A 23,604-nucleotide genomic window follows, 5' to 3' on the forward strand; every position below is an offset into this window, starting at 1 on the left:
GCTCGACCACATCATTATTGGGAAACACAGATTTGTTAGTTTAAGAGAAAAAGGTTATTTAAGATAATAAGGTCATATGTAATATTTTTTTGAGGCTGGTAGATCTAGCCTCAAAAAAATTCCAAAAGGAAGCGACAAAAAAACACATGTCGCTTTGATTAAAAAGCAAGCTGAAGCTTGCAAAATACATAATTCCCAAAATAGATAATAAAGCATGAGTTTATTTTAATCACATAAAATAGGAAAATGAAAAACTAGGTAAATACGCCTATTTTCAGTAAATTTTGTTAATTTATGACTGATTTATGTTATAATTAAATTATGGAAATGAAGGGAGGTGATAAAAGAAAAACTAAGGAAAGGAGGTGTAATCTTGGGGGAGTTGGAGAATCTTTTAAAATTGTTGTTAATGGTTGCAACTATTCTTTCTACAGTAGCAATAGCATTTACCAATATAATTACCGGTATAAAAAACCTACAAGAAATGAGAAAGAATAGTGCCAACAAGAAAAAAGACAAAAATAAAGAGCAACGAAACCGTCCAAAGAAACGTTGCTCCAAATAACCATTTAATTGCAAAGCAGGAGGAAGGTCTTAGGACTTTCTTCCTGTTCTCCAACTTAATTATAACATATGACAATTAAAAGAGGAAAATTCCATACATCTAACTTCCAAATGTTGTTTATATTTTGCATTATATTTGCTGTTGTTGTTGATTTTCAGTCTTTGGGGGCAAAAGATTATATATTCATTGTGTGTTTTGGTGTTTGGATTTTCAGTTTACTTACAAATATACTTTTAAAGAATTGGATCAATGAGAAATGACAATAATTAAGTGTACGGTGCACTTTTCTTGTATCGTACACTTAATAATTATTTATTAATAACGGTAAAATATGCTATTATATTAGATATAGTGAGACGATCACTATTCTTCAATTTATTAATAAATCGGTTAGAGCCCTCTGTTCGGAAAAACAGGGGGTTCTTTTTATACCAAAAATATCATAATTACTATACAATATATGATATTTTTGGTATAATTAAGTTAACGGCAGAGGGAGAAGAAAAGACCAATAAAAAGAGGAATGAAGAGTTTATTTAATTCTTTAACACAATTGGGAGGAATGGAGAATGCGTAATAAAAAGCTAATGGAAAAGGTAATAGAATTAGATACTCAAACTTTAACAACGAGGGAACAGAGTGCGAGAGTAATGGTACAAATTGCAATAATTAGAAAGGCATTTGGTGTAAAAAACGATGAAACCAATAAGCCTGTTAAAGACTATGAGAGAGAAATTGTCTTATCTGATGATGATATTAAAAAAGAATTTAATGAATATGTATCATTTTGGAATAGGACTAAAGAAAGAAATGATATGGACAAAGCCAAGGAATTTGAAAACCTAATTTACTATTTTATTGAAGCTGTAAGATTTTTTAATGATAATTTAGCGGATGTTTACGAAAGAGAATTTGAAGATATTGAGCCAATTTCTTGATATTCATGTAAGGGGTACTTTGTACCCCTTACAAAATAAAAAATGAAGTAGATCAGGAAGAAAAGCCACGCATGGATGCGACATAAAAACACATGTCGCTTTGAAGTAAACGCTGGTATCGAACCAGCGAGGGAATTACTTTTTGCTGAAGCAAAAAGTAATTCCTTGAAGGCCCATTCAGAGAAGAAACCCCATACCTCAAAAAAAGTAAAAAATTCTGATTATTCACTACCATCTTAGACAGATTCATGTTACAATTAAATTGTAAAATACTTTTCTAAGGTGAACATATGAGTAAAAGACAGTATAACTTTTCAATTGATGAGTCGATATTTAACTTATTTAAAGAGAAATGTCCAGCTCGTCTCCAAAACAAAATGATTCAAAAAGCTATTCCAAATTTATTAGCACAAAAGGAAATAGATTTTTGGAATATTAGAAGGGAAGTGAGAAAGCCCGTATCATGCCCTTTTCGCCTTGATATAGAGAATAGCAATACTTTAGATAGGCTAGTTGAAAAGTACGCTGTAAAAGGCAATAAATTAAACCGCTCTGTCATTATGGAATATGTATTATATCAAATTGCTACAAGCGAGATTGAACAGCGTGAAAGCAAAATAAAAACTTATTACATCGAAAAACATGTTCACGAAGAGATACAAAAATATTTAGTAGGTGAGCATCTAAATCATGTAATTGAGGACTTTGTTTTAAATGGTTATACGGAGATACAAAGTGAAACCTCTACATTAAAAACATCCAAGGATTTATTACAGCAACTTAGTACATATTTTGATGTTAGGGTTTCAAATAAATTAAAAGAGATAGCTAACGATCATGTTCCGAAAATCTCAGAAACAATGGTTTTTCGAGATATGACGAGACAGCTTATAACACATTTACAAGAAAAAAAATTGCAGAAATTAAAGAAGAAATTCAACATCAAATATTAATTCTTCAAGATTTAGGTGAAGATCCTAAAGCATTCTTAAAAAAATTAATGGATGAGGAGAGTTTGTAATGTATCAATATCCAATTCAAGAGGAACGCATTATTGTTCCTACAGATAAAGAAGAACGTATTTATGTCGTTTAAGTCAGAAAATTCACCTCTATAGCGACCCCACAGAAAATACTTGAAATGAACTTTTTAAAGGTATTAAGAACTTAAATAACATTAAGGTCAAGAATATTTTAAAAACGAAATGGAGAGATGAGAAATGACAGTATTAGGAGTAGAAACTGTAAATCATAAGATTGAATTAAGCGGTAAGCATAGCGGGAATGTGTTGGTAGGAGGTGCAGCAGGTAGTGGTAAAAGTGTTTCGTATGTTCGGCCAAATATTTTATTAGAACAAGAAAAAAGTTTGCTTATCTTCGACTTGCGGAAGGAAGAGTTCACATATACACATAAGGAAAAATTAAAACAAGGTTATAGAATTCTAGAGTATGATCTTGCCAGTGAGACTATTTTTGAAGATTTTCGTAAAGATTTAATTTCGTATGGTTCTGATAAATTGGCTATATATATCAATAATTCTGATTCATTTTCAGATGGGAAAACAGTGAAAGAACGAGGGTTATTGGTGCAAGAGTTGTTCAAAACTCTTCTGAATGATGAAGTATGGTCACAAAAATTGCATATTATTTTAGATGCTTATGAAGAATATCCTTTACCTAATATGGATGAAATCTTATCTATTGTGAAGAAATATAATATTGAATGTTCAATTATATTACAGATGATTAGTGAACTCGAACATATCTATGATGAAAATTTTGCGTTGAGTATTATTACTAATTGTGAAGCTATTTTATATACTGGTGGTCCTTCAATGCGAGATGCTGAATTTTTAAGCCGTTTAACTGAAGATACAGTTGTATTAACAGCTAATGAAAAGCCTTATATTACTAAAGAAGAAATTTTACGTATGGAGCGCAACGAGGCCTTACTAATTGTACATGGTGAAAAGCCAAGAATCATTACTAAATTGTTTGTAGATTATCTAACAACACAAAAAAAGAACGATTTCTGGGAAGTATTAACTAATCAATTACTTGAAGTATTACACGATTATGTTGTACAAGAAACAAATGTTGCAGCATCTTCTAATGACGCATTATTAAAAGTAAAAGAATTATTAAACACTATAAATAGTGTAGAAGAACTTGAAAAAATAACTTCTGCTCTTGAAAGTTCAAATATCTTTAAAATTGCATGGATTACATGTAAACCAAAGGAAGAGCACTTAATAAAATCAGTAATTGAATCAGCAAAAATTAAAGTTGAATCAATGATTATGTAGCTGTTCTTTGATTTATTATCAATCGGTTATATAGGCTTACGATGTAAATTCGTAAGTCCTTTTTTTATTTGGGCTCATGAACAGTCTGTAAGTCAGCACAAAACGCTGACTAACAGGCTGATAACACCGCTCCACACCTACGCCACCCGCTAACCCGCTCTTGTAGGCAAGGAAGGAAATACAAGGTAGAAACAATAGCTGGGTTCCAGGTTGTCGCTTAACGGCGTGGCCGGAGCGTTTTTCTAAGATCAGTTCGAAGAAGAAAAGACTTGAAAGTAATTCAAGAAGTAATGAAAACCAAACCCGCTCCACAACACTTGCACTTCTTGGCCTGGCTGCCAAATGAGGCTATCATGGGGAAACGCTCGGCAATTCGCTAAACCCATGCGAATTGTTCCACTACGCTTACGCTTCGTTTCGGGCAACGCTAGGTAGTATTTTTTTGAAAACCCCACTCAAAAAAATCTCCACCCGCTAAAAACGCCCCCTTTGCGCACTCTCCCCATGATTCGTTGCCAGTGCGCCAGGACCCCTCCGTTCCAGTGTTATTACGCTCAGTTGAAATCCCTTGATTACAAGTTTTGTCGAAAGTTGTCTATCAAAACATACCAAAAATATCATAAAATACTACAAATAATATGATATTTTTGGTATAATTAAGTTAAGGAAAAGGGGGAAGGGAAATGGCAAATAACGTTTATGAAATCGTAACAAACAAAATTATTGAGAAGTTGGAACAGGGAACAGTGCCTTGGCAAAAACCTTGGATAAACGGAAATGTAGCCGTAAATTGGAAAACACAAAAACCGTATAGAGGTATTAATACAATGCTTTTAGATTCAGGTGAGTATCTCACGTTCAAACAGGTTAAGGAGGCAAAAGGGAAAATCAAAAAGGGGGCAAAATCAGAAATTGTAGTCTTCTGGAAATGGTTAGAGAAAGAAGATAAAGCATCAGGGGAAGTTGAAAAAATTCCGATGTTGAGATATTACAGGGTTTTTAACATAAATCAATGTGAGGGAATTGAAAGTAAGCGGAAAGAGGAGGAGACTTTTCAACATAATCCAATTGAAGAAGCGGAGAACATCGTAAAAGGATATATAAATTCTCCAAGCCTTAGCTGGAACAGTGGAAGGGCATATTATCAGCCAGTTATGGACCATGTAAATGTACCACCAATGAAGGATTTTCCAAGAGTTGAAGAATACTATTGTACTTTATTCCATGAATTAGTTCATTCAACAGGCCATTCCAATAGATTAAAAAGAAGCGGAATTACGTCAGCAACGGCTCATTTTGGCTCAGAAGATTATTCAAAAGAAGAATTGGTTGCTGAAATTGGGGCCAGCATGTTAACTGGGTTATCAGGGTTTGTAGATGTAACATTTGATAATTCAACGGCTTATATACAGTCCTGGTTACGAAACTTAAAAGACGATAAAACATTAATTGTTAAGGCAGCCAGTCAAGCGCAAAAGGCTATAGATTATATTTTAGGAGTTAGCTATAACGAAGAAAATAAAAAATAAATGAGGATATAATGTATAAGGGGATTAAGTCCCCTTATACACTAATAAATTAGTAGATCAGGAAGGAAAAAACACGCATGGATGCGACATAAAAACACATGTCGCTTTGAAATAAACGCTGGTATCGAACCAGCGTGGGAATTACTTTTTGCTTTAGCAAAAAGTAATTCCTTGAGGGCACATTCATAGAAGAAACCCCATCCCTCTTAAAGAAGTGAATGAGCTATAAATAGTGTCGAAGTCCTTGGAAGAAATAATTAATGCTCTTGAAAATTGGAATTCATCTAAAGATACAAAATTTAAAGATGGAACAAAGGTTGTAGTATTAAAATCAGTACTTGCACAATTAAAAACTAAAGTTTCATTAATGAATATGTAGTTTATCATTGATTTATTATCAATCGGTTATATGTAAGTTTGCGATGCAAAATTGTAAGTCTTTTTTTATTTGGGCTCATGAACAGTCTGATAAGCCAGCACAAAAACACTGGCTAACAGACTGATAACACCGCTCCCCACCTACTCCACCCGCTAACCCGCTCTTGTAAGCTAGGAAGTAAAGGCAAGGGAGAAACAATAGCTGGGTTCCAGCCTGTCGCTTAACGGCGTGGCCGGAGCGTTTTTCTAAGATCAGTTCGATGAAGAAAAGACTTGAAAGTCATTCAAGAAGTAATTAAAAGCAAGCCCGCTTCACAACGCTTCCACTTCTTGGCCTGGCTGCCAAACGAGGCTATCATGGGGAAACGCTCGGCAATCCGCATCAAACCCCATGCAGATTGTTCCACTTCGCTAACGCTTCGTTTCGGGCAACGCTGGGTAGTATTTTTTTGAGAACCCCACTCAAAAAAATCTCCACCCGCTAAAAACACCCCCTTCGCGCACTCTCCCCATGATTCATTGCCAGTGCGCCAGGACCCCTCCGTTCCAGTGTTGCTACGCTCAGTTGAAATCCCAAGTTTACGAGTTTTGTCGAAGAGTATCTATCAAAAATACATACTAAAATTAGCTTAAATACTATACATTTTGTGATAATTTTAGTATAATTAAGTTAACGAATCTTTACCTGAAAAATATTAATTTAGGGGGAAGGGTTATGACTGAATATCATTTTGATGATGAAGTATATACAGATTACACAGAATTCAAGAAGGTCCTTGCAAAAGATTGGTATAATCAATATAACAAATACATGATTCAAACCTTTTTTACAGAAGGTAAGGAATTTAAATATGAAGGGCATTTAACAGAAGTAATAGAAAATAACTGTTCAGATCCAAAAGGGTGGTTATATTTAAAAAGTTATTATGGAGGGGATAGAACTGTTTCATTCAGGGTTCATCCTCGTAAAGTACTTAAAGCAGAACCTTTATTAAGAGAGAAGTTAGAACAAATGTTAAAAGATATTGATTTAAATGAAATAGAACTATATGAACAAATAGAGCTATTTTGAGTTTTGTATAAAAGGAGATGTAGAAATTTATGTATGAAAAGGAAATTATTTTTATGTTAAGTCTTTGTGTAGTTTTAATTGCAGTAATAGGAGTAACAGTACTTCTGAAAAAACTATTTAATCCAGGAGAAATACACATGACAGGAAAAGATGTAGATAGGGTTATTGACTATATCAATGATAATGAATTGAAATCATGCAAATTAAGTTTGAGTGAGAATGAAATAGAAATATCTAGCGATGAAACAAGTGAGGTTAGGAAGTTTAACAGAAATTAGTGAGTAAATTGTTGTGCTGAAGAAAATTATAAATGAGGGAAATCTGATTTATGTTGAAAAGGCGATTATAAAAAGTAACAACTGGTACAGTCTTGAGGGCTTATAAAATTAAGAACAAGGGGGATTTATATGTTCATTAATGAAAGATCCAAGAGAATAGTAGTTACAATGGTATTTGGAAGTATATTCTTTTATATAACTCGGATAATGTTTAAGTTTATGTTTTCTACTTTTGAAGTAAGTGATGCACTTCTCACTTTCACTACACAAGCAATGCGAGTACTTGATATTATTGGTGCTTTAGCACTAATTGTACTATCTTTTTTATTCCTGTTGAGTTTATTTGATATTGGAAACACTGTTACAGAAAGTCCAAAAAGAAAACATCAAGTTTCTGAATCCAAGCATATAAATTTGAAAAAAAATGGACTAGAAAAGACTGTTATACATGGTACAGCTTCTATAAATAAAGTACATGGTAATCAGTATCACTCTATTAAAGATAATAATGATTTATTCGATAATATTTTAGAAAGTAGTGTATTTACATCCGTGTACAGTGACGATTCAAGGGGAAGTAGTTGCACTCGTAACAATGATTCGGGAAGTAATTGGGATTTTGATGGTGGTGGAGGGGATTCTGGCGGTTGTGATTAAATTCTAGTCCATAATAAATAAAAGTTGCTTCACAGATTTACTTGTGAAGCAACTTTTTTATTTTACAGGTAGTTATAACCTATCTTCAACAAGATAACCTGAATACCTAAATAAAAAAAGTTCAGTCTCTTAAAGAATAATTTCAAAAACTGAACTGTCCACACTATGCATTCTACAGCATAGTCCTGTATTAAGGAAAAAAGTCGATCGCAAATCCATCGTAGCATAATTTGGAAATAATTCAAATTAACAAAAGATAAATCTTTAGGTCCAAAAATCTGTATAATCTAAGTTTTTACCAGTAAGTTTACGAAGTGCTTTAAGAATTTTACTAGCATTTTTAGCCGTGGGCGATACACTACTTATATTACAAACACGACTAAGAGTCGCTTCCTTTACACCGCTTGCTTTAGCAACTTCATTTTGCTTCAGATCATGTGCATCTAAAAATTTCCCTAATTTTGAACGAGGTTTTTTAAACCAGGACAAATGAGTCACCTACTTTTTCTTTTTTAATAGTAACTTGTCCATTTATTTCATTTTTTAAACTTAAGAAAATGGAATTAAATAAAAATGAGATTCATATACTAATAACAAAAAGACGGAAAATGTAATTTTTTTTAGGAATATAGCATACATATTAATAGCTACAAGCTGCGAATAAACTGAAGTATAAATTGCAACTTGTTGCAATGGATATTCTTATAAAATAAATCAGCCCAAACCATTGATACATAAGGATTTTGCCCTTTATATAAAATGAGCAATTTTAACTCATTAAAAATGAAACTTTAAAATTTCACGTACCACAATAGAAAATAAAAAAGAAAAAACTCGAAATAAGGGATTCTTTTACTTAACCCATAAGTTAGCCGGAAATGGAAGCATATAGTTGCCGAAAATTGCTTGTTTTTAAAGACATTTATTCAATTATTCGAAGGAAATGGAAGCATAAGTTGGCCGTGAATTAATTATTAACCCATAAGTTGGCCGTGAATTTTCCAAAATAATAAATAAAAATACCTATTATAATTGTAGGATATTCAAAATGATGAGCTTTTTCACTAGAATCTTTATGTTTGCTCGTATATTTTCGTTAAAAATGCGAATGGGAACCCTATATATAGTTGGAAGCATAAGTTGGCTGTAAGCAAAAAGAAGGATAAGTTGACCGAAACGGCCAACTTATCCTTCTTTTTGCAGATTCTAAATGGGGTGTTTTTGCCCATTCTCCAAAAAGGGGGAGTAAGACAGAATATACCAATTATTCATTAGGAAAAATAATACTTGGATGGGAGTTCAATATATATTATTAAAATTAAAGTGGTTATCAAGTCGGAGGAAGGCACCTTAGGGTGTTTATTTACTTCAAACTGATTGGTGATATGATATATAAATAGATTAATAAACATAAAGAGGTTATACATAAATTAATGAGATAACAATAGCACTTGAAGAGGTGCTTGCATTATTTAATTTTTGGAGGTTATTATGACAAATACAGAACAATACTTGAAACGTAAAACATCAGGACTTCATACACCTGCTGTAACTGAAATAAAGAGCTTAGCTGAGTATATAGATTTATTCTCGAGTGGGAAATTTACAAATTATTTATTTAGGGGAGAGCCGACCAATTATGACGAAACCCTATCTTCAGGTTTAAGAAATATAACACACCCTGGTCATAGACCAGAACATGGAGTCAAAAACGGAAATACATTTCTTAATATGCAAAAAGAATTTAAAAGAGAAGTTTGGCATAAATTAACTCCCGATGAACGTACACATTTTTCAGCTTTTTCCCAACATCATGGGATTCCGACAAATCTCATCGATATAACTACATCACCCTTAGTGGCACTATATTTCGCATGTCAAGATTATAAAAACCCGAAAAATACAAATGAAGTGCAGCTTGATGAAGAAAAAGGAATTGTGTATTTATTTAAAGATCAATTTGTTGACATTACAAATATTTTAACAAAATTTGAAGACGTAAATATACTAGAACTTTTTGCGACTTTTGAAAATGATATGTTCTTAGATATGTATAATTTATTTTATAAATTTAAAAGAGAACACCCTGAAGAATTTTATAAATACTTCAAAAAACTATATATTGATTTGCATGTATTCTTAAAGTCGCCCCCTTTATCTATTCCTGTGATAGATGTAAATAAGTTCCCTCCTTACGAAGAAGGTAGATATGAATTGAAATTCTTTGGAAATTGGGAAGACTTACTAAAATTTGATACGCAATTATTAAATTTCGATAAAAAGATAAAAAAAATTTCTTATCCGGTATTTATCTACACAGCTTATCTACAAATATTATTAGCAAGTCTGCATTATAATCCAGCGGTAGTTGACAAGAACACATATTTAAATCTATTTCCTAACTTTAAATATGCTCCTATATTATCTTTTGAACGGGGACGAAACCAACAAGGGTTATTTATATATCAAAATTATCTTCAGAGTGATGAATATACAGAAAGCCCTTATATTGAAGGTATACAAAGGATTGTGCCTGATAAAGTAGTTGTCATCAACAACAAAGAAAAAATACTTGAGGAACTTAATTTTATAGGGATTAATGGGAAATTTATTTATGGAGATTATGACAATATAGCGAAATACATAACAAGTAAATTTCAATAAAATATAGATATGAACCACATTTCTCAATGAATAAAACAACTTAACATGGTAAAATAATATTTGGATGGGAGTCCAATACATATTATTAAAATTAAAGTGGTTCAAGTCGGAGGAAGGCACCTTAGGGTGTCTTTTCTTTTGTATATTAATTTGCTATATTTTGTCTTATTCCCCCTTTTCGGGGGATGGGCAAAAACACCCAAATGTAGTTATTGAGTAGTAATAATAAAGTTGTTTAAATCTAAACTTATGAACCTCCATTGCTGGCGATACCCTTGCTACGTCTAAAAATTAGCTACATTAAAAATAAAATCGTTTAAATTTGAATAGAAAACAACAATTGTGTAATAAGAAAAGCCTGCTTATTCAGCAGACTTTCCATCGACTATATCTTTGTATTTTTTAGCTTGTTTTAGTGTCCAAATTGGCGTTGAAGCTAGGATTTGAATTGGTTCAGGTAGTAATGGTCTTACTTTTTTCCCGCCTCGTTGTCGAGAATACTTTGTGCTTAAACGGGCTTTATCCCAGCCGAGTATCTCAGCAAATTCTTTTAAACCAACGAGAGGGGGAATTACTCCCCCAATTCATCACTCCATGTTTGATAAAATCCACCACCAACAGTTTCAAGTACAGCGTCATCCTCTTGGGGGGATACTCCGTACCAATATGCCGTTGTGATAACTTCGCCATCTAAAGTTTCAATTGTGATTTTTTCTTGAGTGTAGGCAATACCTTCTGTGGCAACTTTCTTTACTTCGTTTAAATCATTAACTTCAACTTCTTCTGTGATTCCAGTATGATAGTTCACAATATACTTTTCCATTTATAACATCCCCTTCAAAAGTGATAACTTTGTTATCTCTATTATATCAAAAGTGATAACTTTGTAAACACTTTTGAAAAGGAAAATAAAAATATTTTTATGTGTTAATGTCACATTACGATTATTAAACGATTTTATTATCATTTTTAAACAACAATATTATTTTTTAATCATCTTTATTATTTGTAGACAAAATTAATATGCTATAATTTTAGTGGGTATATTGTAGCTGTTTTTTTAACAACTATAATAAAAAAGAGACAGGGTAACCTTGTCTCTTTTATTTATGCAGATAACACATGCTTTTTCTGAAATGCTGTAAATCCTACATTACTTTTTATTTGGATGTATTTCTTTCATTTGAATTTGGAAAATATCACTGTCTTTTATACCTAGGACCAGCATCTCATCTTTTAATGAACGCCAGGGCTCAATCTTGATGGATTTAGTAGTTCTATCCCGTAAAGTATATTCGTGAATATAATATGATTTTTCATTTTTCTTCATCGTAAATCCTCTTTTATTTTATATCAACTAATTCATCAAATTTAAATTGTATATGTGTATTGAAAGCATCAAGACAATGAATCAATTTGTTTCCTGGATCTATAGAAGCTACTGTTATATATTGGTGATGTATATATCCATTTCTGTAATAAGAGAGGAATATTTCTTCATTACATGTCAGGGATTGTTGTAAAGATCGCTGGATTCGTTCTTTTGTATCTTCAGTAAGTATAGGCTTATTCACTTTGTTTTGGTCGATTATCATCCGATTAATTTCATCGTATTGTTCGATCACAGATTTAAATGGATTCCATTTGACCATACCACGCCCTTTAATCTTTGGTGCTCCCCAATTTTCCATGTGATGTCCTCCTGAAAATGATATATCTATATTATACAAGAACATATGTTCTTTGTAAAATTACCATTAAAATATGTAGCTATATAAAAACTACATATTAACCAACATTAATAACATGATTCTTTTTATTTAACAAGATATTCAGTTTCCTCTAATTCACCTACGCCTTTTACATAGGGCTCAATCCAAATTAATTTACGCTTCAACAGACCTTCTCCATAAGGCTGATTTCTCCAATGGCCTCTAACAATCCATTGCCCGTTAAATTCTTTCCTTTTTCTAGGTTGATCTTTAAGGTAATTAAACTCTCTATATACTTGTTTATGTTTATTATCAATAGTTACTTTTTTTCCAATACGAATATAAGAAGTACCAAGCGATTTCTTATTTCTTTTCTCTTTCTTTTTTACTTTCTTGTTCTTATGATGTTCTGTAGGCTCTCCAACATGTTCCAGAATTGCCTTATCAGATTGTAAGTATAACAGTGTATTTACAATTAAAATTGAAAATTGTTCAGCTATAGCTCTACTGTTTCTATTTAAATAGTAATCAGCAGCATCTACGGTAACAGAATTTTTAGGGAAGTGTTCGTCTAAAACTGTAGTAAGTGAATCAAATATATTTTCATGATCCAATATCGGTAATCTAATCCCTATAGATACTTCACCATGATTAGGGTTTCCAGTTTCCGTCTTTTGGACTTTTAGAAACATTGCAATCCACCAATGCATCTTATTATCTTTTTTTACTTCTGATACATAAGCTCCTTGAGCTATTGTTTGGTATAAGCATTCATCGTTATCATCAACAAATTCAATACCAACTAAATCCTCAGGAACAGTAAAATATACAACTGGAAATGGTAATTTAAGAAAGGAAGAGTTTACTTTATGAATATCTGTTTGAACTAATTTATTTGCAAGATCATCCTCGATATGAAAATGCTTTTTTCCTGATAACCAATATAAATATGCTAATTTGAATTCATTTATCAGTACTTCAAACGGCCTATCACTATTACGTAAAAAGTTTACTTTTGTAATAACTTCAGTACTTTGTATGTTGATCCAATCATTAACATGCTCATGCTCAATCGAAAGAAAATCAACATTTTGAATCCTTTTATCCTTAACATAATTATGAAAACGTTGAAAAGAATTTCTTCCAAATAAAATTTCATATCTTTTTTCTAGACCATCAAAATGAGTATTCATAAAAAGCCCCCCCATGACTTATTTACTCTTTATTTAATTGTTTTCTTTTTTCCCGTTGTAAGGTGCTTACACTAATTCCTGTTTTTCTCTCCACTTTCCTATAAGATTCTGTTTCTAATAAATTTAGAGCGTGTTCCATTTGCTCTTTATTATATTTCTTTGGTCGTCCCTCTTTAAAATTAGGATTCAACTTGGCAATTGCTTTTCCTTCTTGTGTACGTTCTACAATCATATCTCTTTCAAATTCAGCAAATGCACTCATAATATTAAACATCAACCTACCAGTTGGTGTATCTTCCACTATCCCCATATTAAGTATGTGAACTTTAACCCCTTTATCAAATAACATTTTAATCGTTTGGATTGCGTGTTCAGTTGAACGTGCAAAACGATCTAATTTTGTTACAACAAGTGAGTCCCCATTTTCTATTACAGAAAGTAGTTCCTGGAATTTTGGCCGATCAAATTTTGTGCCTGTAAATTTTTCAGAGTAAATTTTCTCACATCCTTCTTTTTCCAACATTTGAATTTGGGATTCCAAATCCTGGTTTAATGTACTCACCCTAGCATAACCATATTTAACCAAAAAATCACCTTTTCTACGTTCGCTTTTGACCATAAGTTTTGATGTATGTCAATGTACTGATTTTATCACATCTCAACATCATGTTCAAAACTTTTAAGTTATGAACATGATGTTATTGAAACTCTACATTTTCTTAATAAGATGTAAATAAAAAATTCAGAAAAAAGAAATAAAACTATTTATATTTTATGATACTTTTGTTATAATTTAATTAAAGGTAAATATTGTAACGTCAAAATTTCAGGAGGGGTAATTTTGAAAAATATATATACATTTGTAGTAAAAAAGGATAATACTATCGTGAATTGTAATAGCTATCTATTAGACAGCGAAGATGATGCTGGTTATATGGCGAATAATCTCTTAGGTAATTATTTAGAGATTAATGAAGATGTTAATAAAATAGAAATTTTTAAATACGATAATGTTAGCTTTAGGTTTATTGGGACTTTTGAAAATGTAGAGGATTAGTATACAATTTGAATTTTATAGAGAACGAGGGGGGAGGAAATGCATGTTTTTTATAGATTGGACACTGATATAAAAGTAAATAGGGAATTAAAAGAACCATATGTAATTTATATTGAAATTCATTATTTTAATGATGAATTTAAGCGGAGAATTCAAAATGTAGTTAAAATGTATGAACCAACCTTTGAAATTAAATATAAAAATTTTATTATGAAATATTTACAGAAAGATCAGTTCAAGATAAAACTTGTGAGTCATAGTGCTAAAGAATATAAGGCTGTTATGACAGGTGATAGCTCTTGTTTATATAATTTAAACTATTTTGATTTTCAAAGCGGTCAGTTTTCATTTTCAGAACGTAATGAAGCCGAAGAAGCAATGTATAAAATAAAAGAGATTATTAGAGAAACTTTAAATAAGGAAGCATTGCTTTTCCAACGGATATTATAATACAGTTTGAAATTTATTAAAAAATGTTTCATCAAATTTGAATCTCATATAAAGGAGATATTTATTATGGGGCTTATTTTTCAATGTGAAAAATGTGGTGAAGAAAAAAAAGATTCCGCTACTAATGGTACATGTAGAAATTGTGGTAGTAACAGCGTTGTACCTTTAATCGTGGTACCTTTATGTGATATTTGCAATGGAAGGATTAGAAATGGAGTATCAACAAGCTTTGGTGAGCATTATTGTAGTTCATGCTACAACAAATTACTGCATGAAAAGAGAGCTAAATAAATCTAAATAAAAGGGGATGTTTAATGTGAAAATTCTTTTTCAGTGTGAAAATTGTAATAACGAAAATGATATTTCAGATATTAATGGTACATGTGGGAGTTGTGATAATAACACATTTGAAAATTTCGAAATCATTATACCTAAAGGAGCGTTGAAAGGCATGAGTGGAATGTACGCTCTGTCTACAGCAGGAGAAATGTTAAAATCTGCATTGAATAAAGCAAAAGTTTTAATAATAGATCCCGAAGATAGTTACAATAATTTGTAGTATTTTATTGTTCCGTACTTATTAATTGAACAAATCGGATTTTCAAAGAATAAAAGTGTTATTTTGTAGAGTTTCATCAAATTTGAATTTTATGAAAAATGGAGGTAGTGAGCATGGGAGTTTTTAAAATTGCGCATTTTTATAATAGAGATCATGATATACAATCTGTTTTTGTTAAAACAAATATAGATAAGCTAACATTAGGTGAAATTATTGCTTGTATTCAATTTAAGTTTGAAGAATTAGTTGATGAATCAGGATGTATAGATGAGCGACATTTATTAGAGGTTTTAACAAGGTTTTATGAGATAGAAGATGTTACAAACGAGTTTCAATTATTTTTACCGTATACACAATTAGAGGATTCGGAATGGGATGTAGTAAACTTGTTTGCTATTTATAATGCATATGACGAAATAAGTGAATTACGTGATACTCCTATTAATCAACGTGAATTGTATATCGTACAGATAGATCAGTATTCCATGAGGGAGTTATGTTGCGGGCAAAATGCGAATGAATTAATGAAGCAAAGGTTACCTGACAGTGAAGATTTTGACAAAGCAATTAAAGATTCAAAATATAAATAGAGTTATTAATTGTTATAAAATCGTTATTTTGTGAAGTTTAATTAAATTTGCGATTGCTGTAATAGAAATAAGGGAGCATATGCTTTTGCATTTTCACCCTATGAAGAAACTAAGTATTATTGTGAAAAATGTCATAACGAGCTAGTATGCAGCAAATAAGTATTCATTCTGGGTGTTAAGTAGGTATTATCCCTGAATGTTATAGAAAGGAATTAGGATAACAATGACTAATTTAGCAGAGTACGCTGGTTTATTAATTACGGTAGTTTTAGTTATATGTGCTTTATATTCATTAACTGGTTCAACAAAAAACCCAATAGTAACGTATGTGGGGTTAGGAGTTATTTTGTCCGGAATACTAGTTTATTACTTAGCATATTAAAATTATGGCTTTAACTTTCAAAAGATGGATTAACGTGGGTTTTACGTCATTTGGTTGGTAGGACCCCTATTGTAAAGATACTAGTGGATTTATGCATGCCGTTCAAATTAAAGAAGGGGATTGGACCCGTAACTTTTATGAAATATAAGGCAAAAGAAGTAATATAAAGAAAAGGGAGAGTTGAATGTATGAAGTATGGAGTATATGGAGATAAAATAGCCAATACTTTGAGTGGCTGGAATTGAAATGAATCTGATATTATATACATTCATAATGGTAACAACTACAATCGTTATAAATGTATTTTGGTTTTATAAAGGTAAAATTCTTACATTATTTAAATTTCAACGAAAATCCAAAAGCAATGAGTGTAAATAAAGTATGGAAATATAAAAGACACAAACAGGAAAAATTGTTTTCGATGTACCAGTAAATATATTCATAGATACTACTAATAATGATTTAGGAGTAAAACATATGAAATTTAATAAGAATTTACATGGTGATGTGGAAATATACCGATTTGATAATAAAGGTTTTTTTTGCAAACCTTATAACTCTGACGCATATGATCATATTTTTGAATTTATAGATGTCGAGGTAACAGATCTCACATTATTTAATCAAGCTATACTGAAAGAAAAAGTCCATAAACCACAGTGTAATGATACTAAATGGTCAGGTTGTTTTTGTTTTCTAGGTGAATATGCGAAAAACATTACCAATGATGATGGCCCATTATCAATGAGAAAAGGCAATAAACTCAATATCGCCCTATTACCTAGAAACACAAAAATTTGGGTTAGAAATTGCAGTTACTTAGGTGAAGCAGATACCTTTTATAACGAATTCACCTATCAAATTGAACATGAAGGAAATTTATTTTGGACCTCCAGCAGTCAAAGTTATAATTGTTATTGTTGGGTGCGGATGAGCGTTGAATTAGCGTTAGAACGAATTAAATTATGGAAAACATATAATGAAGGGTATGAACCACCTGAATGGCTAACGGAATTCTATTTAATGGAGCATCAATTAGAACTACTCTACCCTCTTTCCTTATGGGATAAAATCGCTTTATATGTACAAGACTTTAAAACGTTTATTATAAAAAAGTAGCAATATAGAAAAGATAGGGGCACTATGAAAAATAAATATGGAGTAACTAAATCAACCACCCCCAGCCCCCGCCATCTTGGCAGGGGCTCGCTCGGCGCTAGCCAGGGCAAACGGGTTAAGAAGATCGTTTAACCCATTTGCATGGGTTCTAGCTTCTTTGGATAGATAATGTATCAACTCCTTATCCTCCTGGTCCCTTACGGGCTCAGTCCGGTATCGCTGACACATACCATATTTATGGCCACTTCCTTTTAATCCTGGAAACCGTAATATACGCCGGGGGCGAAAACACATCTATCCATATTTTATAGGCCAAATTTATATACTAAATTTATCATAAAACGCTTTACATTTAATGATATTTTTAGTATAATTTAATTAAAGGGAGGGAGATAAGTTGAAAAAATGTAGATCTTGTGGAGGAGCTGGAATTTGTTTTTCGTGTTCAGGTAGCGGCTTCCTTAAAGGAAAGGAGGAAGAGTGCAAGAGAAAAGAAACTTATACAGTAGTAGCCTGGGATAAAATAGAGGTTTTATCATCTAAAAAGGAATTAGAACAAAAATATGGCAGATTTTATTGCGGAGAAGTTGAAGGCTATTCGGCTCTTGTTAGTTATAAAAGTTGCCTTACTTATTGCTTTGTAAATGCTACAAAAGATTTTATAAATGCAGCATACAAAAGGTATATCCGTGAGCTCCAAAATGTATTAGACGATTACAACGGTATTTCTGAAAAAGACCCGCTATTTATCGCACAGATTCATGAAAAGATAAATACATTTAAGAATTTCTTAAATAAAGAACCTATTAGCATATAACCGATATATTAATAAATTGAAGGGAGTAATGACATGTCAGTATTATCTTGTAACATTGGTAAGTCTTTTCTTGGAGGAAAATTAACATTTCTAACTTTTGATATTTTGGCTAATTATTTAATTAAAGTTGGACGTATCACTAGAAAAGAGGAAGTACTTCATATTCCTTCAAATGAATTAAATAACTTTTTAGATGAATTTGTTTTATATATGGTTCGTTCATTGCAAATACAGAAGTGAAATAAGCGGTTTATAAAACGGGAGGGTGATTATAAATGTTTTGTCGATATTGCGGTATTGAAGCGAAAGTAAATCATGCTGGTGTTTTAGAAGAAGCAAATTGTAATTTCTGTGGAGGAAGCCTTGTTGATGAAGATACTGGACATCCGAAACTTTGTACTATACAAGGAGATCGTTTTGAGTTTCATAAAATGATGCCTAATGTGTTTATTGAGCACGTAGAGCAGCCAGTAGGCGTATTAGAAACATATCATACCTTTGACTTGTACCTTCTCTTAAAAGAAGTTAGAAGCATGCGGAGTACTACGTATTATGGAATGCGAGTGTTAAACAACGCCTCTGAAGTTGATGATGATTTTAAGGACCTTGCTCAAGAGCATGGAAAAGATTATGAATACTGGACACGTCGTAAATTTGTAATTGAAAATATTCTCCTAGAAAGGCAGGGTTATTTTCCTGAAAGGATAACTGTTAAAGTATTAGAATTTATGGCCGATCAAATCAAAAAATCAATGAAACAAAAAATGAAAATTTCTCAAACTAAACAAGCTGTTAAATAAATCAATCCCTTTTCTTATCATAAAAGGAGTGTTGTGTTAATGAAAGAAGGTTATGTAATTGAGATTGAAGATGGTTTCTATAATAAAGATACAGATGGCCCTACTACCCTTTCAAACGCTGAATTCTTTGATAACGAAGGAGATACAGACTTTTATATAGATATACTTACTCAAATGGGGGTTGAAGTCATAGACGTTTCCCATGCAAGGCTAAAAAAGGAACATCTAAATAGGAGGGGAAGAAATGTCCGATTTGGAGTTAATTAATATACTTATTTCATTGTCTGGTGTAATTGGTTTTGGCTTACTCATGAAACATGTTGTGACCACAATAAAAAAGAGTGCTAATACTAATGCGTAATTACTTTCCAATGTAACTGATACAAAAAAGCATTTTCAGAAATATCAAATCTCAGATCTTAGCAAAATAATTAAATACGCAATTACCAACCATGAACCCGACCTCAAAATTGCTAAACAGTTTAAAGCTCAAAAGCAAAATATCAGTAGATAAACGCATCAAGGGATTTTAAGAACCATATCGACTTAAGTCGGTAATATAACTTTAGTTATTTCAGGTAATAATGCAAACGCTTAAATGTATACTGATTAATCTTTTCTTTAGGTTTATATATAAATTATGGTACGTGAAATTATTGCATGAACCGTTTTATTTCCGCTTATTCTTTCTAATCGAAAATTTTAGACATATCATATACAAACGTATGTTAAGAACTTTTAATTAAGGAGGAAGTTACATGATTTTATCTAAATACACTTTGCGCTATATTGTTACTGGTAAAAATCGTTTCTATAAGCATACTTTCCCTGTTATATCTCTATCCGAAGCCGAAGCATTACAGAAAGGAGAAGATGAGTTAAAACGCAGATTTGGGGAGAATTATTACGAAGATCTCCGAATACAAAATGTAGTTCCTTTAAACAATATTAGCCCAAATAATAAAACTATTTCTCGTACAAGTTAGCATAAACATTTACTCAGTGTGATATTTTTAGTATAATTAATTGAAATTATATTGAAAATAAACTCATGTGAAAATGAATTTATATAGAACCTACAAGGAGAATTTTTATGGTAAAAAAATATAATCAAGATCAGTATATGTTTGCTGTTAACAAAGAAGTGGTCAAACGTTTTCAGGAGAACTGTCCGAAGTATTCCAGGAGTCGTGCTATTAGAGATGTACTTGTAGAATCACATAATAATCCAAATCTTAATATACGTAATGAAAGAGAAAATATTAAACCTTATAAGTTAAACCTTGATGATGATTCAATTAATATTGTAAATGATATTGTTCGTTTTTATTCTGTAAAAGAGGGTAAAGCTGTTAATAAATCTCAGGTTGTTGAAGCTATTTTAGATAAGGTTGCAGACCTGGATATTCCTGAAAGAGAAGAAGCAAAAAAAGTGTTTTATGTTGAGAGTCATGTGTTAGATGAAATTAGATCATTAACTGAAGGTAAAATTTTATCTCATGAATTAGAAGATTTTATTTCTGATTACTTCACAAAAATTAACAGTACCATTGATTCTTTAAAAATAGACACAACTGATAAAGATGCATCACCACAATATCGTATTAATATTGATAAAAAAGTATTAGAAAAACTAGAAAAAATTAAAAAAGAAACGGCACATGAACTAAGCGCTTTGAAAATCAAAGGTATTACTCTTCAGATTGTTTTTAGGGAGGTACTACGTCAATTTCTTAGCCACTTAAAAAAACATGATTTCAGTCAAGAGCAGCTTCAAAATGAAATTGATGCAAGAAAAAAGCTGTTGAGTGAACTACAAAAATAAGGAGGCAATTAGTTTCATGGTAAGCGAAAAGTCTTATGCTATTACACAATACTATGTAGAGGCTAAAATAATGGCCGAGATTAATAAGTTTCTTTTAGGAGGGAGTTTGCGGGAAAAGATTGAGTGGTTTGTTACAAATGAATACAATCACGTTCACGACCCTTTGGATAGCTTGCAAATCCCAATAAGCAACCTAGTGGCCCGAACGGTAAACCTTAATCCAAGTGTAATCAACAAATTAGAACAAATGGCGAAAGATACCGGGGAAAACGTTTCACAAAATATGGTGTTCCGTGACATGTTACGGCAGTTGTTGATTAGACTTAAACGAGATGCAATTATTCAATTAGAGCAAGAAATTAAAGATCGTGAAGAAAAAATGCATCTAAGAAAATTACAGATAGAAAGACCCCATAAGACAGATCCCAAAGATGGAGTTGAGTAAAATTACAATTTTACTTACTTCATCTTTTACTTTTAAATAACAAAAACGCACTTATAAGTGCGTTTTATTCCAAGCTCTAAATATGAACTTTTTCTTTTTTCCTACGAATAAACCACCACACGAAAGCTAGAAGTAGTATGAAGAGCGGTATTGCCTCAATAAAGAGAAATCCCTTCCAAAAATCTAGCATAGTGCTATGTGGGGAATCTGTCGCCATCACACCTATAAAAAATGCGACTGGACTTGCAAGTATATTTATCCCTAAACCAATCATTACGAATGACAGATTTTTAGCTTTAATTTTTGGTGAATCAGCCTTAATCATTACGAAAATTGCTGTGCCGATTATAAGGAGAATTGTCCCATAAAATGTAATATAAGATAAGCCAACTTCAAAAGGTCCAGATTCCATATGATTTCTCTACCCTTTCCATACTTGTAAGTGTTTTATATTTCGAGGCTTCCATTAACAGTTGTAAGCATTAGTTTTACGTCTTCTAATTGGTTTGCTTGATTGTTAGATGTGTTTCTTTTTTGCTGATTCTTTGGCTTTCTAAGCGCTTCTAAATACTTATCAATATCAAACCAATATTTTTCCCCGTCGGAATGGAATTTGTATCTTGGATGCTTAGTTAAATCATATTTTTTATCTTTAAATGGCCTTTTGCCGATTATTTGGACAATACACGTATCACGTTCCATTGTTAACAGCTCGTCTTGTGTCATTAATTCTCTACCTAATTTTGAGTAATTTTGCCCGAAACTATCATTGTTGGATCGTGTTTTATTTTCGTTGTAGTCATTGATTGTTTCTTTACCAAGTTCTTCACTTAATGCTTTAATTGTTGTTTTTTCTTTACCCCCTAAGAATATAGACGTATCACAGTTCCCGATTATCGTTTCAGCACTATCTTTATAAATTTGTTTCAACTGTGAGGCTGCTTGTAAAATAGGCATTGCTGAAATATTACGTGAGCGGATTGTCGCAATTAATTTTTCGAAGTTTGGAATCAATCCAATATTGGCGAATTCATCTAATATAAATCGCACATGAGTTGGTAATGAACCTTTGTATTTTTCGTCTGCAATTGTAACCAACATGTTAAACAGTTGTGTATACATTATGGAAACAATAAAATTAAATGTTGCATCTGTGTCTGGTACAATAACGAATAATGCTGTTTTGCGCCCTTTATCTCCAAGTGTATCAAGGTTTAATTCGTCTTTTGAAATCAAATCACGAAATGCAGGAATATTTAATGGAGATAACCTTGCACCACAAGAGATTAAAATACTTTTTGCTGTTTTACCCGCAGCATTTTTATATAATTTATACTGTTTTACAGCAAAGTGATTACTATCCTCTTTTTCTAATTCTTCAAAAAGGTAATCTATAGGATTTTTATAGTCTTCATCATCTTCTTTTACCGTTGAATATGAGATTAAATCAATCAATGTTCCAAGATGTTGTTCTTCTTTAGGAAATTTTGAAACGATTAAACTTAAATACGCTTGATATAGCAATCTTTCCGCTTTTACCCAAAAATCCTCCCCTTTTTTTGCGCCTTCCCCTTCTGTATTCGAAATAATGGTATTAACAAGTTTTAAAATATCTTTTTCATTGTAAACATATTTTAATGGATTGTATCGCATGCTTTTAGAAAAGTTTATGGTATTAAATATCTTAATTTTATACTTACCTACATTTTTTAATGCCATGCCTATTTCATTGACAATCGTCCCTTTCGGATCAGTGACTATAAAACTTGCATTCATTTGCAACATATTTGGTTTAACTACAAAGCGTGTTTTACCACTACCTGAACCACCAATAACAATCACATTTTTATTACGTCTTACATCAAAAGGAGCGTCTTTATCATCTAGTCTAAGCTTTGTATCCTGTGAAAATATAATGTTATTATCTTGATCTTGTTCGTCATACATATTTTTCAAATCTTTTTGAACGCTACCCCATTGCGCTGAACCATGTTCAGCGCCTTTTTTATATTTCTTTTTATTATTTTTCTTGTCAATCATAACAAATACAGCAAATGCTACTGTAAACATTGGAATAAACAAGTCAATAACGTTAAAAGATAAAGGAAAAGCATATAAAAGATATTGCGGTTCTGAAAACAAATAATCGAATGCAGCAATTGTATTACCTTCAAAAGTCACTCTAAAGTAATAAAAAAGGTAATTTAATAGAATAAACAAAATTACACCAAGAATAATATAGGTTTTATTTTCCTTGATTTTATCCATT

General features: G+C 31.7%; 30 protein-coding genes and 1 pseudogene. 23 read left to right on the top strand and 8 right to left on the bottom strand.

What is annotated here, in order from left to right; translation table 11 throughout:
- Nucleotides 1–373 precede the first annotated feature (373 nt).
- From CDB3_RS30660 to CDB3_RS30695, 9 genes are all read left to right on the top strand, one after another.
- Nucleotides 374–565, top strand: coding sequence for a hypothetical protein (locus CDB3_RS30660; protein WP_000504239.1), 192 nt, complete (start codon nucleotides 374–376; stop codon nucleotides 563–565).
- A 569-nt stretch (nucleotides 566–1,134) separates the two neighbouring features.
- A complete protein-coding gene (locus tag CDB3_RS30665; protein WP_128857079.1) occupies nucleotides 1,135–1,503 on the top strand; it encodes a hypothetical protein in 369 nt (122 codons plus the stop codon).
- Nucleotides 1,504–1,793: 290 nt separating this feature from the next.
- Nucleotides 1,794–2,456 carry a hypothetical protein gene (locus tag CDB3_RS30670; RefSeq protein ID WP_256869990.1) on the top strand — a complete coding sequence of 221 codons (663 nt, stop codon included), beginning with the start codon at nucleotides 1,794–1,796 and terminating at the stop codon, nucleotides 2,454–2,456.
- Nucleotides 2,457–2,722: 266 nt separating this feature from the next.
- Nucleotides 2,723–3,808 (top strand): type IV secretory system conjugative DNA transfer family protein, encoded by a 1,086-nt coding sequence (locus CDB3_RS30675; protein ID WP_128857080.1) that lies wholly within the window; start codon nucleotides 2,723–2,725, stop codon nucleotides 3,806–3,808.
- A 683-nt stretch (nucleotides 3,809–4,491) separates the two neighbouring features.
- Entirely contained in the window at nucleotides 4,492–5,337 is an 846-nt protein-coding gene (locus CDB3_RS30680; RefSeq protein WP_128857081.1) for an ArdC family protein, read from the top strand.
- A 232-nt stretch (nucleotides 5,338–5,569) separates the two neighbouring features.
- A complete protein-coding gene (locus tag CDB3_RS31955) occupies nucleotides 5,570–5,716 on the top strand; it encodes a hypothetical protein (RefSeq protein WP_179139790.1) in 147 nt (48 codons plus the stop codon).
- Between the two features lie 714 nt (nucleotides 5,717–6,430).
- Entirely contained in the window at nucleotides 6,431–6,787 is a 357-nt protein-coding gene (locus tag CDB3_RS30685) for a hypothetical protein (protein WP_128857082.1), read from the top strand.
- A gap of 29 nt (nucleotides 6,788–6,816) precedes the next feature.
- A complete protein-coding gene (locus CDB3_RS30690) occupies nucleotides 6,817–7,065 on the top strand; it encodes a hypothetical protein (protein ID WP_128857083.1) in 249 nt (82 codons plus the stop codon).
- Nucleotides 7,066–7,194: 129 nt separating this feature from the next.
- Nucleotides 7,195–7,722 (top strand): hypothetical protein, encoded by a 528-nt coding sequence (locus tag CDB3_RS30695; protein WP_128857084.1) that lies wholly within the window; start codon nucleotides 7,195–7,197, stop codon nucleotides 7,720–7,722.
- A 264-nt stretch (nucleotides 7,723–7,986) separates the two neighbouring features.
- On the opposite strand, the gene CDB3_RS30700 is transcribed toward CDB3_RS30695, so the two are convergent.
- Nucleotides 7,987–8,211, bottom strand: a complete 225-nt coding sequence (locus CDB3_RS30700) for a helix-turn-helix domain-containing protein (protein WP_128857085.1) — start codon at nucleotides 8,209–8,211, stop codon at nucleotides 7,987–7,989.
- Nucleotides 8,212–9,213: 1,002 nt separating this feature from the next.
- Between CDB3_RS30700 and CDB3_RS30705 the strand changes: the two genes are divergently transcribed.
- Nucleotides 9,214–10,386 (top strand): FRG domain-containing protein, encoded by a 1,173-nt coding sequence (locus tag CDB3_RS30705; RefSeq protein ID WP_128857086.1) that lies wholly within the window; start codon nucleotides 9,214–9,216, stop codon nucleotides 10,384–10,386.
- A gap of 571 nt (nucleotides 10,387–10,957) precedes the next feature.
- On the opposite strand, the gene CDB3_RS30715 is transcribed toward CDB3_RS30705, so the two are convergent.
- The 5 genes from CDB3_RS30715 to CDB3_RS30730 form a co-directional block, all read right to left on the bottom strand.
- Nucleotides 10,958–11,209, bottom strand: a complete 252-nt coding sequence (locus CDB3_RS30715) for a hypothetical protein (protein ID WP_128857087.1) — start codon at nucleotides 11,207–11,209, stop codon at nucleotides 10,958–10,960.
- Nucleotides 11,210–11,539: 330 nt separating this feature from the next.
- Nucleotides 11,540–11,716: a hypothetical protein gene (locus CDB3_RS31960; protein ID WP_179139791.1), complete on the bottom strand. Its 177-nt coding sequence runs from the start codon at nucleotides 11,714–11,716 to the stop codon at nucleotides 11,540–11,542.
- A gap of 13 nt (nucleotides 11,717–11,729) precedes the next feature.
- Complete coding sequence (locus tag CDB3_RS30720) at nucleotides 11,730–12,077, bottom strand: YolD-like family protein (RefSeq protein ID WP_128857088.1); 348 nt, start codon at nucleotides 12,075–12,077, stop codon at nucleotides 11,730–11,732.
- A 125-nt stretch (nucleotides 12,078–12,202) separates the two neighbouring features.
- A complete protein-coding gene (locus tag CDB3_RS30725; protein ID WP_128857089.1) occupies nucleotides 12,203–13,291 on the bottom strand; it encodes an AcrVA2 family anti-CRISPR protein in 1,089 nt (362 codons plus the stop codon).
- Between the two features lie 22 nt (nucleotides 13,292–13,313).
- Nucleotides 13,314–13,910, bottom strand: a complete 597-nt coding sequence (locus tag CDB3_RS30730) for a recombinase family protein (RefSeq protein ID WP_179139792.1) — start codon at nucleotides 13,908–13,910, stop codon at nucleotides 13,314–13,316.
- Nucleotides 13,911–14,132: 222 nt separating this feature from the next.
- On the opposite strand from CDB3_RS30730, the gene CDB3_RS30735 reads away from it, so the two are divergent.
- From CDB3_RS30735 to CDB3_RS30805, 13 genes are all read left to right on the top strand, one after another.
- Complete coding sequence (locus tag CDB3_RS30735; RefSeq protein ID WP_128857091.1) at nucleotides 14,133–14,348, top strand: hypothetical protein; 216 nt, start codon at nucleotides 14,133–14,135, stop codon at nucleotides 14,346–14,348.
- 39 nt (nucleotides 14,349–14,387) lie between these two features.
- A complete protein-coding gene (locus tag CDB3_RS30740) occupies nucleotides 14,388–14,798 on the top strand; it encodes a hypothetical protein (RefSeq protein ID WP_128857092.1) in 411 nt (136 codons plus the stop codon).
- Nucleotides 14,799–14,864: 66 nt separating this feature from the next.
- Nucleotides 14,865–15,089, top strand: a complete 225-nt coding sequence (locus CDB3_RS30745) for a hypothetical protein (RefSeq protein ID WP_128857093.1) — start codon at nucleotides 14,865–14,867, stop codon at nucleotides 15,087–15,089.
- Between the two features lie 16 nt (nucleotides 15,090–15,105).
- The gene (locus CDB3_RS30750; RefSeq protein ID WP_256869991.1) at nucleotides 15,106–15,357 is read left to right on the top strand and encodes a hypothetical protein; all 252 of its coding nucleotides are present in this window, start codon (nucleotides 15,106–15,108) and stop codon (nucleotides 15,355–15,357) included.
- A gap of 113 nt (nucleotides 15,358–15,470) precedes the next feature.
- On the top strand, nucleotides 15,471–15,947 hold the full coding sequence (locus tag CDB3_RS30755) for a hypothetical protein (RefSeq protein WP_128857095.1): 477 nt from the start codon (nucleotides 15,471–15,473) through the stop codon (nucleotides 15,945–15,947).
- An 859-nt stretch (nucleotides 15,948–16,806) separates the two neighbouring features.
- Nucleotides 16,807–17,448, top strand: a complete 642-nt coding sequence (locus tag CDB3_RS30765) for a hypothetical protein (protein WP_128857097.1) — start codon at nucleotides 16,807–16,809, stop codon at nucleotides 17,446–17,448.
- Between the two features lie 397 nt (nucleotides 17,449–17,845).
- Nucleotides 17,846–18,265: a hypothetical protein gene (locus tag CDB3_RS30770; protein WP_256869992.1), complete on the top strand. Its 420-nt coding sequence runs from the start codon at nucleotides 17,846–17,848 to the stop codon at nucleotides 18,263–18,265.
- A gap of 33 nt (nucleotides 18,266–18,298) precedes the next feature.
- Complete coding sequence (locus CDB3_RS30775; RefSeq protein WP_016084234.1) at nucleotides 18,299–18,505, top strand: hypothetical protein; 207 nt, start codon at nucleotides 18,299–18,301, stop codon at nucleotides 18,503–18,505.
- A gap of 35 nt (nucleotides 18,506–18,540) precedes the next feature.
- A complete protein-coding gene (locus CDB3_RS30780; protein WP_128857098.1) occupies nucleotides 18,541–19,065 on the top strand; it encodes a hypothetical protein in 525 nt (174 codons plus the stop codon).
- Between the two features lie 39 nt (nucleotides 19,066–19,104).
- Nucleotides 19,105–19,332, top strand: a complete 228-nt coding sequence (locus tag CDB3_RS30785; RefSeq protein ID WP_128857099.1) for a hypothetical protein — start codon at nucleotides 19,105–19,107, stop codon at nucleotides 19,330–19,332.
- Nucleotides 19,333–19,823: 491 nt separating this feature from the next.
- On the top strand, nucleotides 19,824–20,051 hold the full coding sequence (locus CDB3_RS30795) for a hypothetical protein (RefSeq protein ID WP_128857100.1): 228 nt from the start codon (nucleotides 19,824–19,826) through the stop codon (nucleotides 20,049–20,051).
- Between the two features lie 107 nt (nucleotides 20,052–20,158).
- A complete protein-coding gene (locus CDB3_RS30800) occupies nucleotides 20,159–20,890 on the top strand; it encodes a hypothetical protein (protein ID WP_128857101.1) in 732 nt (243 codons plus the stop codon).
- Nucleotides 20,891–20,906: 16 nt separating this feature from the next.
- Nucleotides 20,907–21,335 (top strand): hypothetical protein, encoded by a 429-nt coding sequence (locus CDB3_RS30805; protein WP_128857102.1) that lies wholly within the window; start codon nucleotides 20,907–20,909, stop codon nucleotides 21,333–21,335.
- 85 nt (nucleotides 21,336–21,420) lie between these two features.
- On the opposite strand, the pseudogene CDB3_RS30810 reads toward CDB3_RS30805, so the two are convergent.
- Nucleotides 21,421–21,747: pseudogene (locus tag CDB3_RS30810) on the bottom strand (hypothetical protein); the annotation flags it as partial.
- A gap of 35 nt (nucleotides 21,748–21,782) precedes the next feature.
- Nucleotides 21,783–23,603 (bottom strand): VirD4-like conjugal transfer protein, CD1115 family, encoded by a 1,821-nt coding sequence (locus tag CDB3_RS30815; protein ID WP_128857104.1) that lies wholly within the window; start codon nucleotides 23,601–23,603, stop codon nucleotides 21,783–21,785.
- Nucleotide 23,604 lies beyond the last annotated feature (1 nt).

This window comes from Bacillus sp. CDB3 (assembly GCF_002081505.1).
GTDB lineage: Bacteria > Bacillota > Bacilli > Bacillales > Bacillaceae_G > Bacillus_A > Bacillus_A cereus_AT.

What these genes read in the sequence shown, in the direction of transcription:
- CDB3_RS30805 (WP_128857102.1), top strand. Translation starts at nt 20,907, where the DNA reads ATGGTAAGCGAAAAGTCTTATGCTATTACACAATACTATGTAGAGGCT.
- CDB3_RS30695 (WP_128857084.1), top strand. Translation starts at nt 7,195, where the DNA reads ATGTTCATTAATGAAAGATCCAAGAGAATAGTAGTTACAATGGTATTT.
- CDB3_RS30795 (WP_128857100.1), top strand. Translation starts at nt 19,824, where the DNA reads ATGATTTTATCTAAATACACTTTGCGCTATATTGTTACTGGTAAAAAT.
- CDB3_RS30670 (WP_256869990.1), top strand. Translation starts at nt 1,794, where the DNA reads ATGAGTAAAAGACAGTATAACTTTTCAATTGATGAGTCGATATTTAAC.
- CDB3_RS30745 (WP_128857093.1), top strand. Translation starts at nt 14,865, where the DNA reads ATGGGGCTTATTTTTCAATGTGAAAAATGTGGTGAAGAAAAAAAAGAT.
- CDB3_RS30755 (WP_128857095.1), top strand. Translation starts at nt 15,471, where the DNA reads ATGGGAGTTTTTAAAATTGCGCATTTTTATAATAGAGATCATGATATA.
- CDB3_RS30750 (WP_256869991.1), top strand. Translation starts at nt 15,106, where the DNA reads ATGTTTAATGTGAAAATTCTTTTTCAGTGTGAAAATTGTAATAACGAA.
- CDB3_RS30730 (WP_179139792.1), bottom strand. Translation starts at nt 13,910, where the DNA reads ATGGTCAAAAGCGAACGTAGAAAAGGTGATTTTTTGGTTAAATATGGT.
- CDB3_RS30705 (WP_128857086.1), top strand. Translation starts at nt 9,214, where the DNA reads ATGACAAATACAGAACAATACTTGAAACGTAAAACATCAGGACTTCAT.
- CDB3_RS30800 (WP_128857101.1), top strand. Translation starts at nt 20,159, where the DNA reads ATGGTAAAAAAATATAATCAAGATCAGTATATGTTTGCTGTTAACAAA.
- CDB3_RS30740 (WP_128857092.1), top strand. Translation starts at nt 14,388, where the DNA reads ATGCATGTTTTTTATAGATTGGACACTGATATAAAAGTAAATAGGGAA.
- CDB3_RS30780 (WP_128857098.1), top strand. Translation starts at nt 18,541, where the DNA reads ATGTTTTGTCGATATTGCGGTATTGAAGCGAAAGTAAATCATGCTGGT.
- CDB3_RS30685 (WP_128857082.1), top strand. Translation starts at nt 6,431, where the DNA reads ATGACTGAATATCATTTTGATGATGAAGTATATACAGATTACACAGAA.
- CDB3_RS30690 (WP_128857083.1), top strand. Translation starts at nt 6,817, where the DNA reads ATGTATGAAAAGGAAATTATTTTTATGTTAAGTCTTTGTGTAGTTTTA.
- CDB3_RS30775 (WP_016084234.1), top strand. Translation starts at nt 18,299, where the DNA reads ATGTCAGTATTATCTTGTAACATTGGTAAGTCTTTTCTTGGAGGAAAA.
- CDB3_RS30785 (WP_128857099.1), top strand. Translation starts at nt 19,105, where the DNA reads ATGAAAGAAGGTTATGTAATTGAGATTGAAGATGGTTTCTATAATAAA.
- CDB3_RS30720 (WP_128857088.1), bottom strand. Translation starts at nt 12,077, where the DNA reads ATGGAAAATTGGGGAGCACCAAAGATTAAAGGGCGTGGTATGGTCAAA.
- CDB3_RS30675 (WP_128857080.1), top strand. Translation starts at nt 2,723, where the DNA reads ATGACAGTATTAGGAGTAGAAACTGTAAATCATAAGATTGAATTAAGC.
- CDB3_RS30715 (WP_128857087.1), bottom strand. Translation starts at nt 11,209, where the DNA reads ATGGAAAAGTATATTGTGAACTATCATACTGGAATCACAGAAGAAGTT.
- CDB3_RS31960 (WP_179139791.1), bottom strand. Translation starts at nt 11,716, where the DNA reads ATGAAGAAAAATGAAAAATCATATTATATTCACGAATATACTTTACGG.
- CDB3_RS30765 (WP_128857097.1), top strand. Translation starts at nt 16,807, where the DNA reads ATGAAATTTAATAAGAATTTACATGGTGATGTGGAAATATACCGATTT.
- CDB3_RS30680 (WP_128857081.1), top strand. Translation starts at nt 4,492, where the DNA reads ATGGCAAATAACGTTTATGAAATCGTAACAAACAAAATTATTGAGAAG.
- CDB3_RS30815 (WP_128857104.1), bottom strand. Translation starts at nt 23,603, where the DNA reads ATGGATAAAATCAAGGAAAATAAAACCTATATTATTCTTGGTGTAATT.
- CDB3_RS30665 (WP_128857079.1), top strand. Translation starts at nt 1,135, where the DNA reads ATGCGTAATAAAAAGCTAATGGAAAAGGTAATAGAATTAGATACTCAA.
- CDB3_RS30725 (WP_128857089.1), bottom strand. Translation starts at nt 13,291, where the DNA reads ATGAATACTCATTTTGATGGTCTAGAAAAAAGATATGAAATTTTATTT.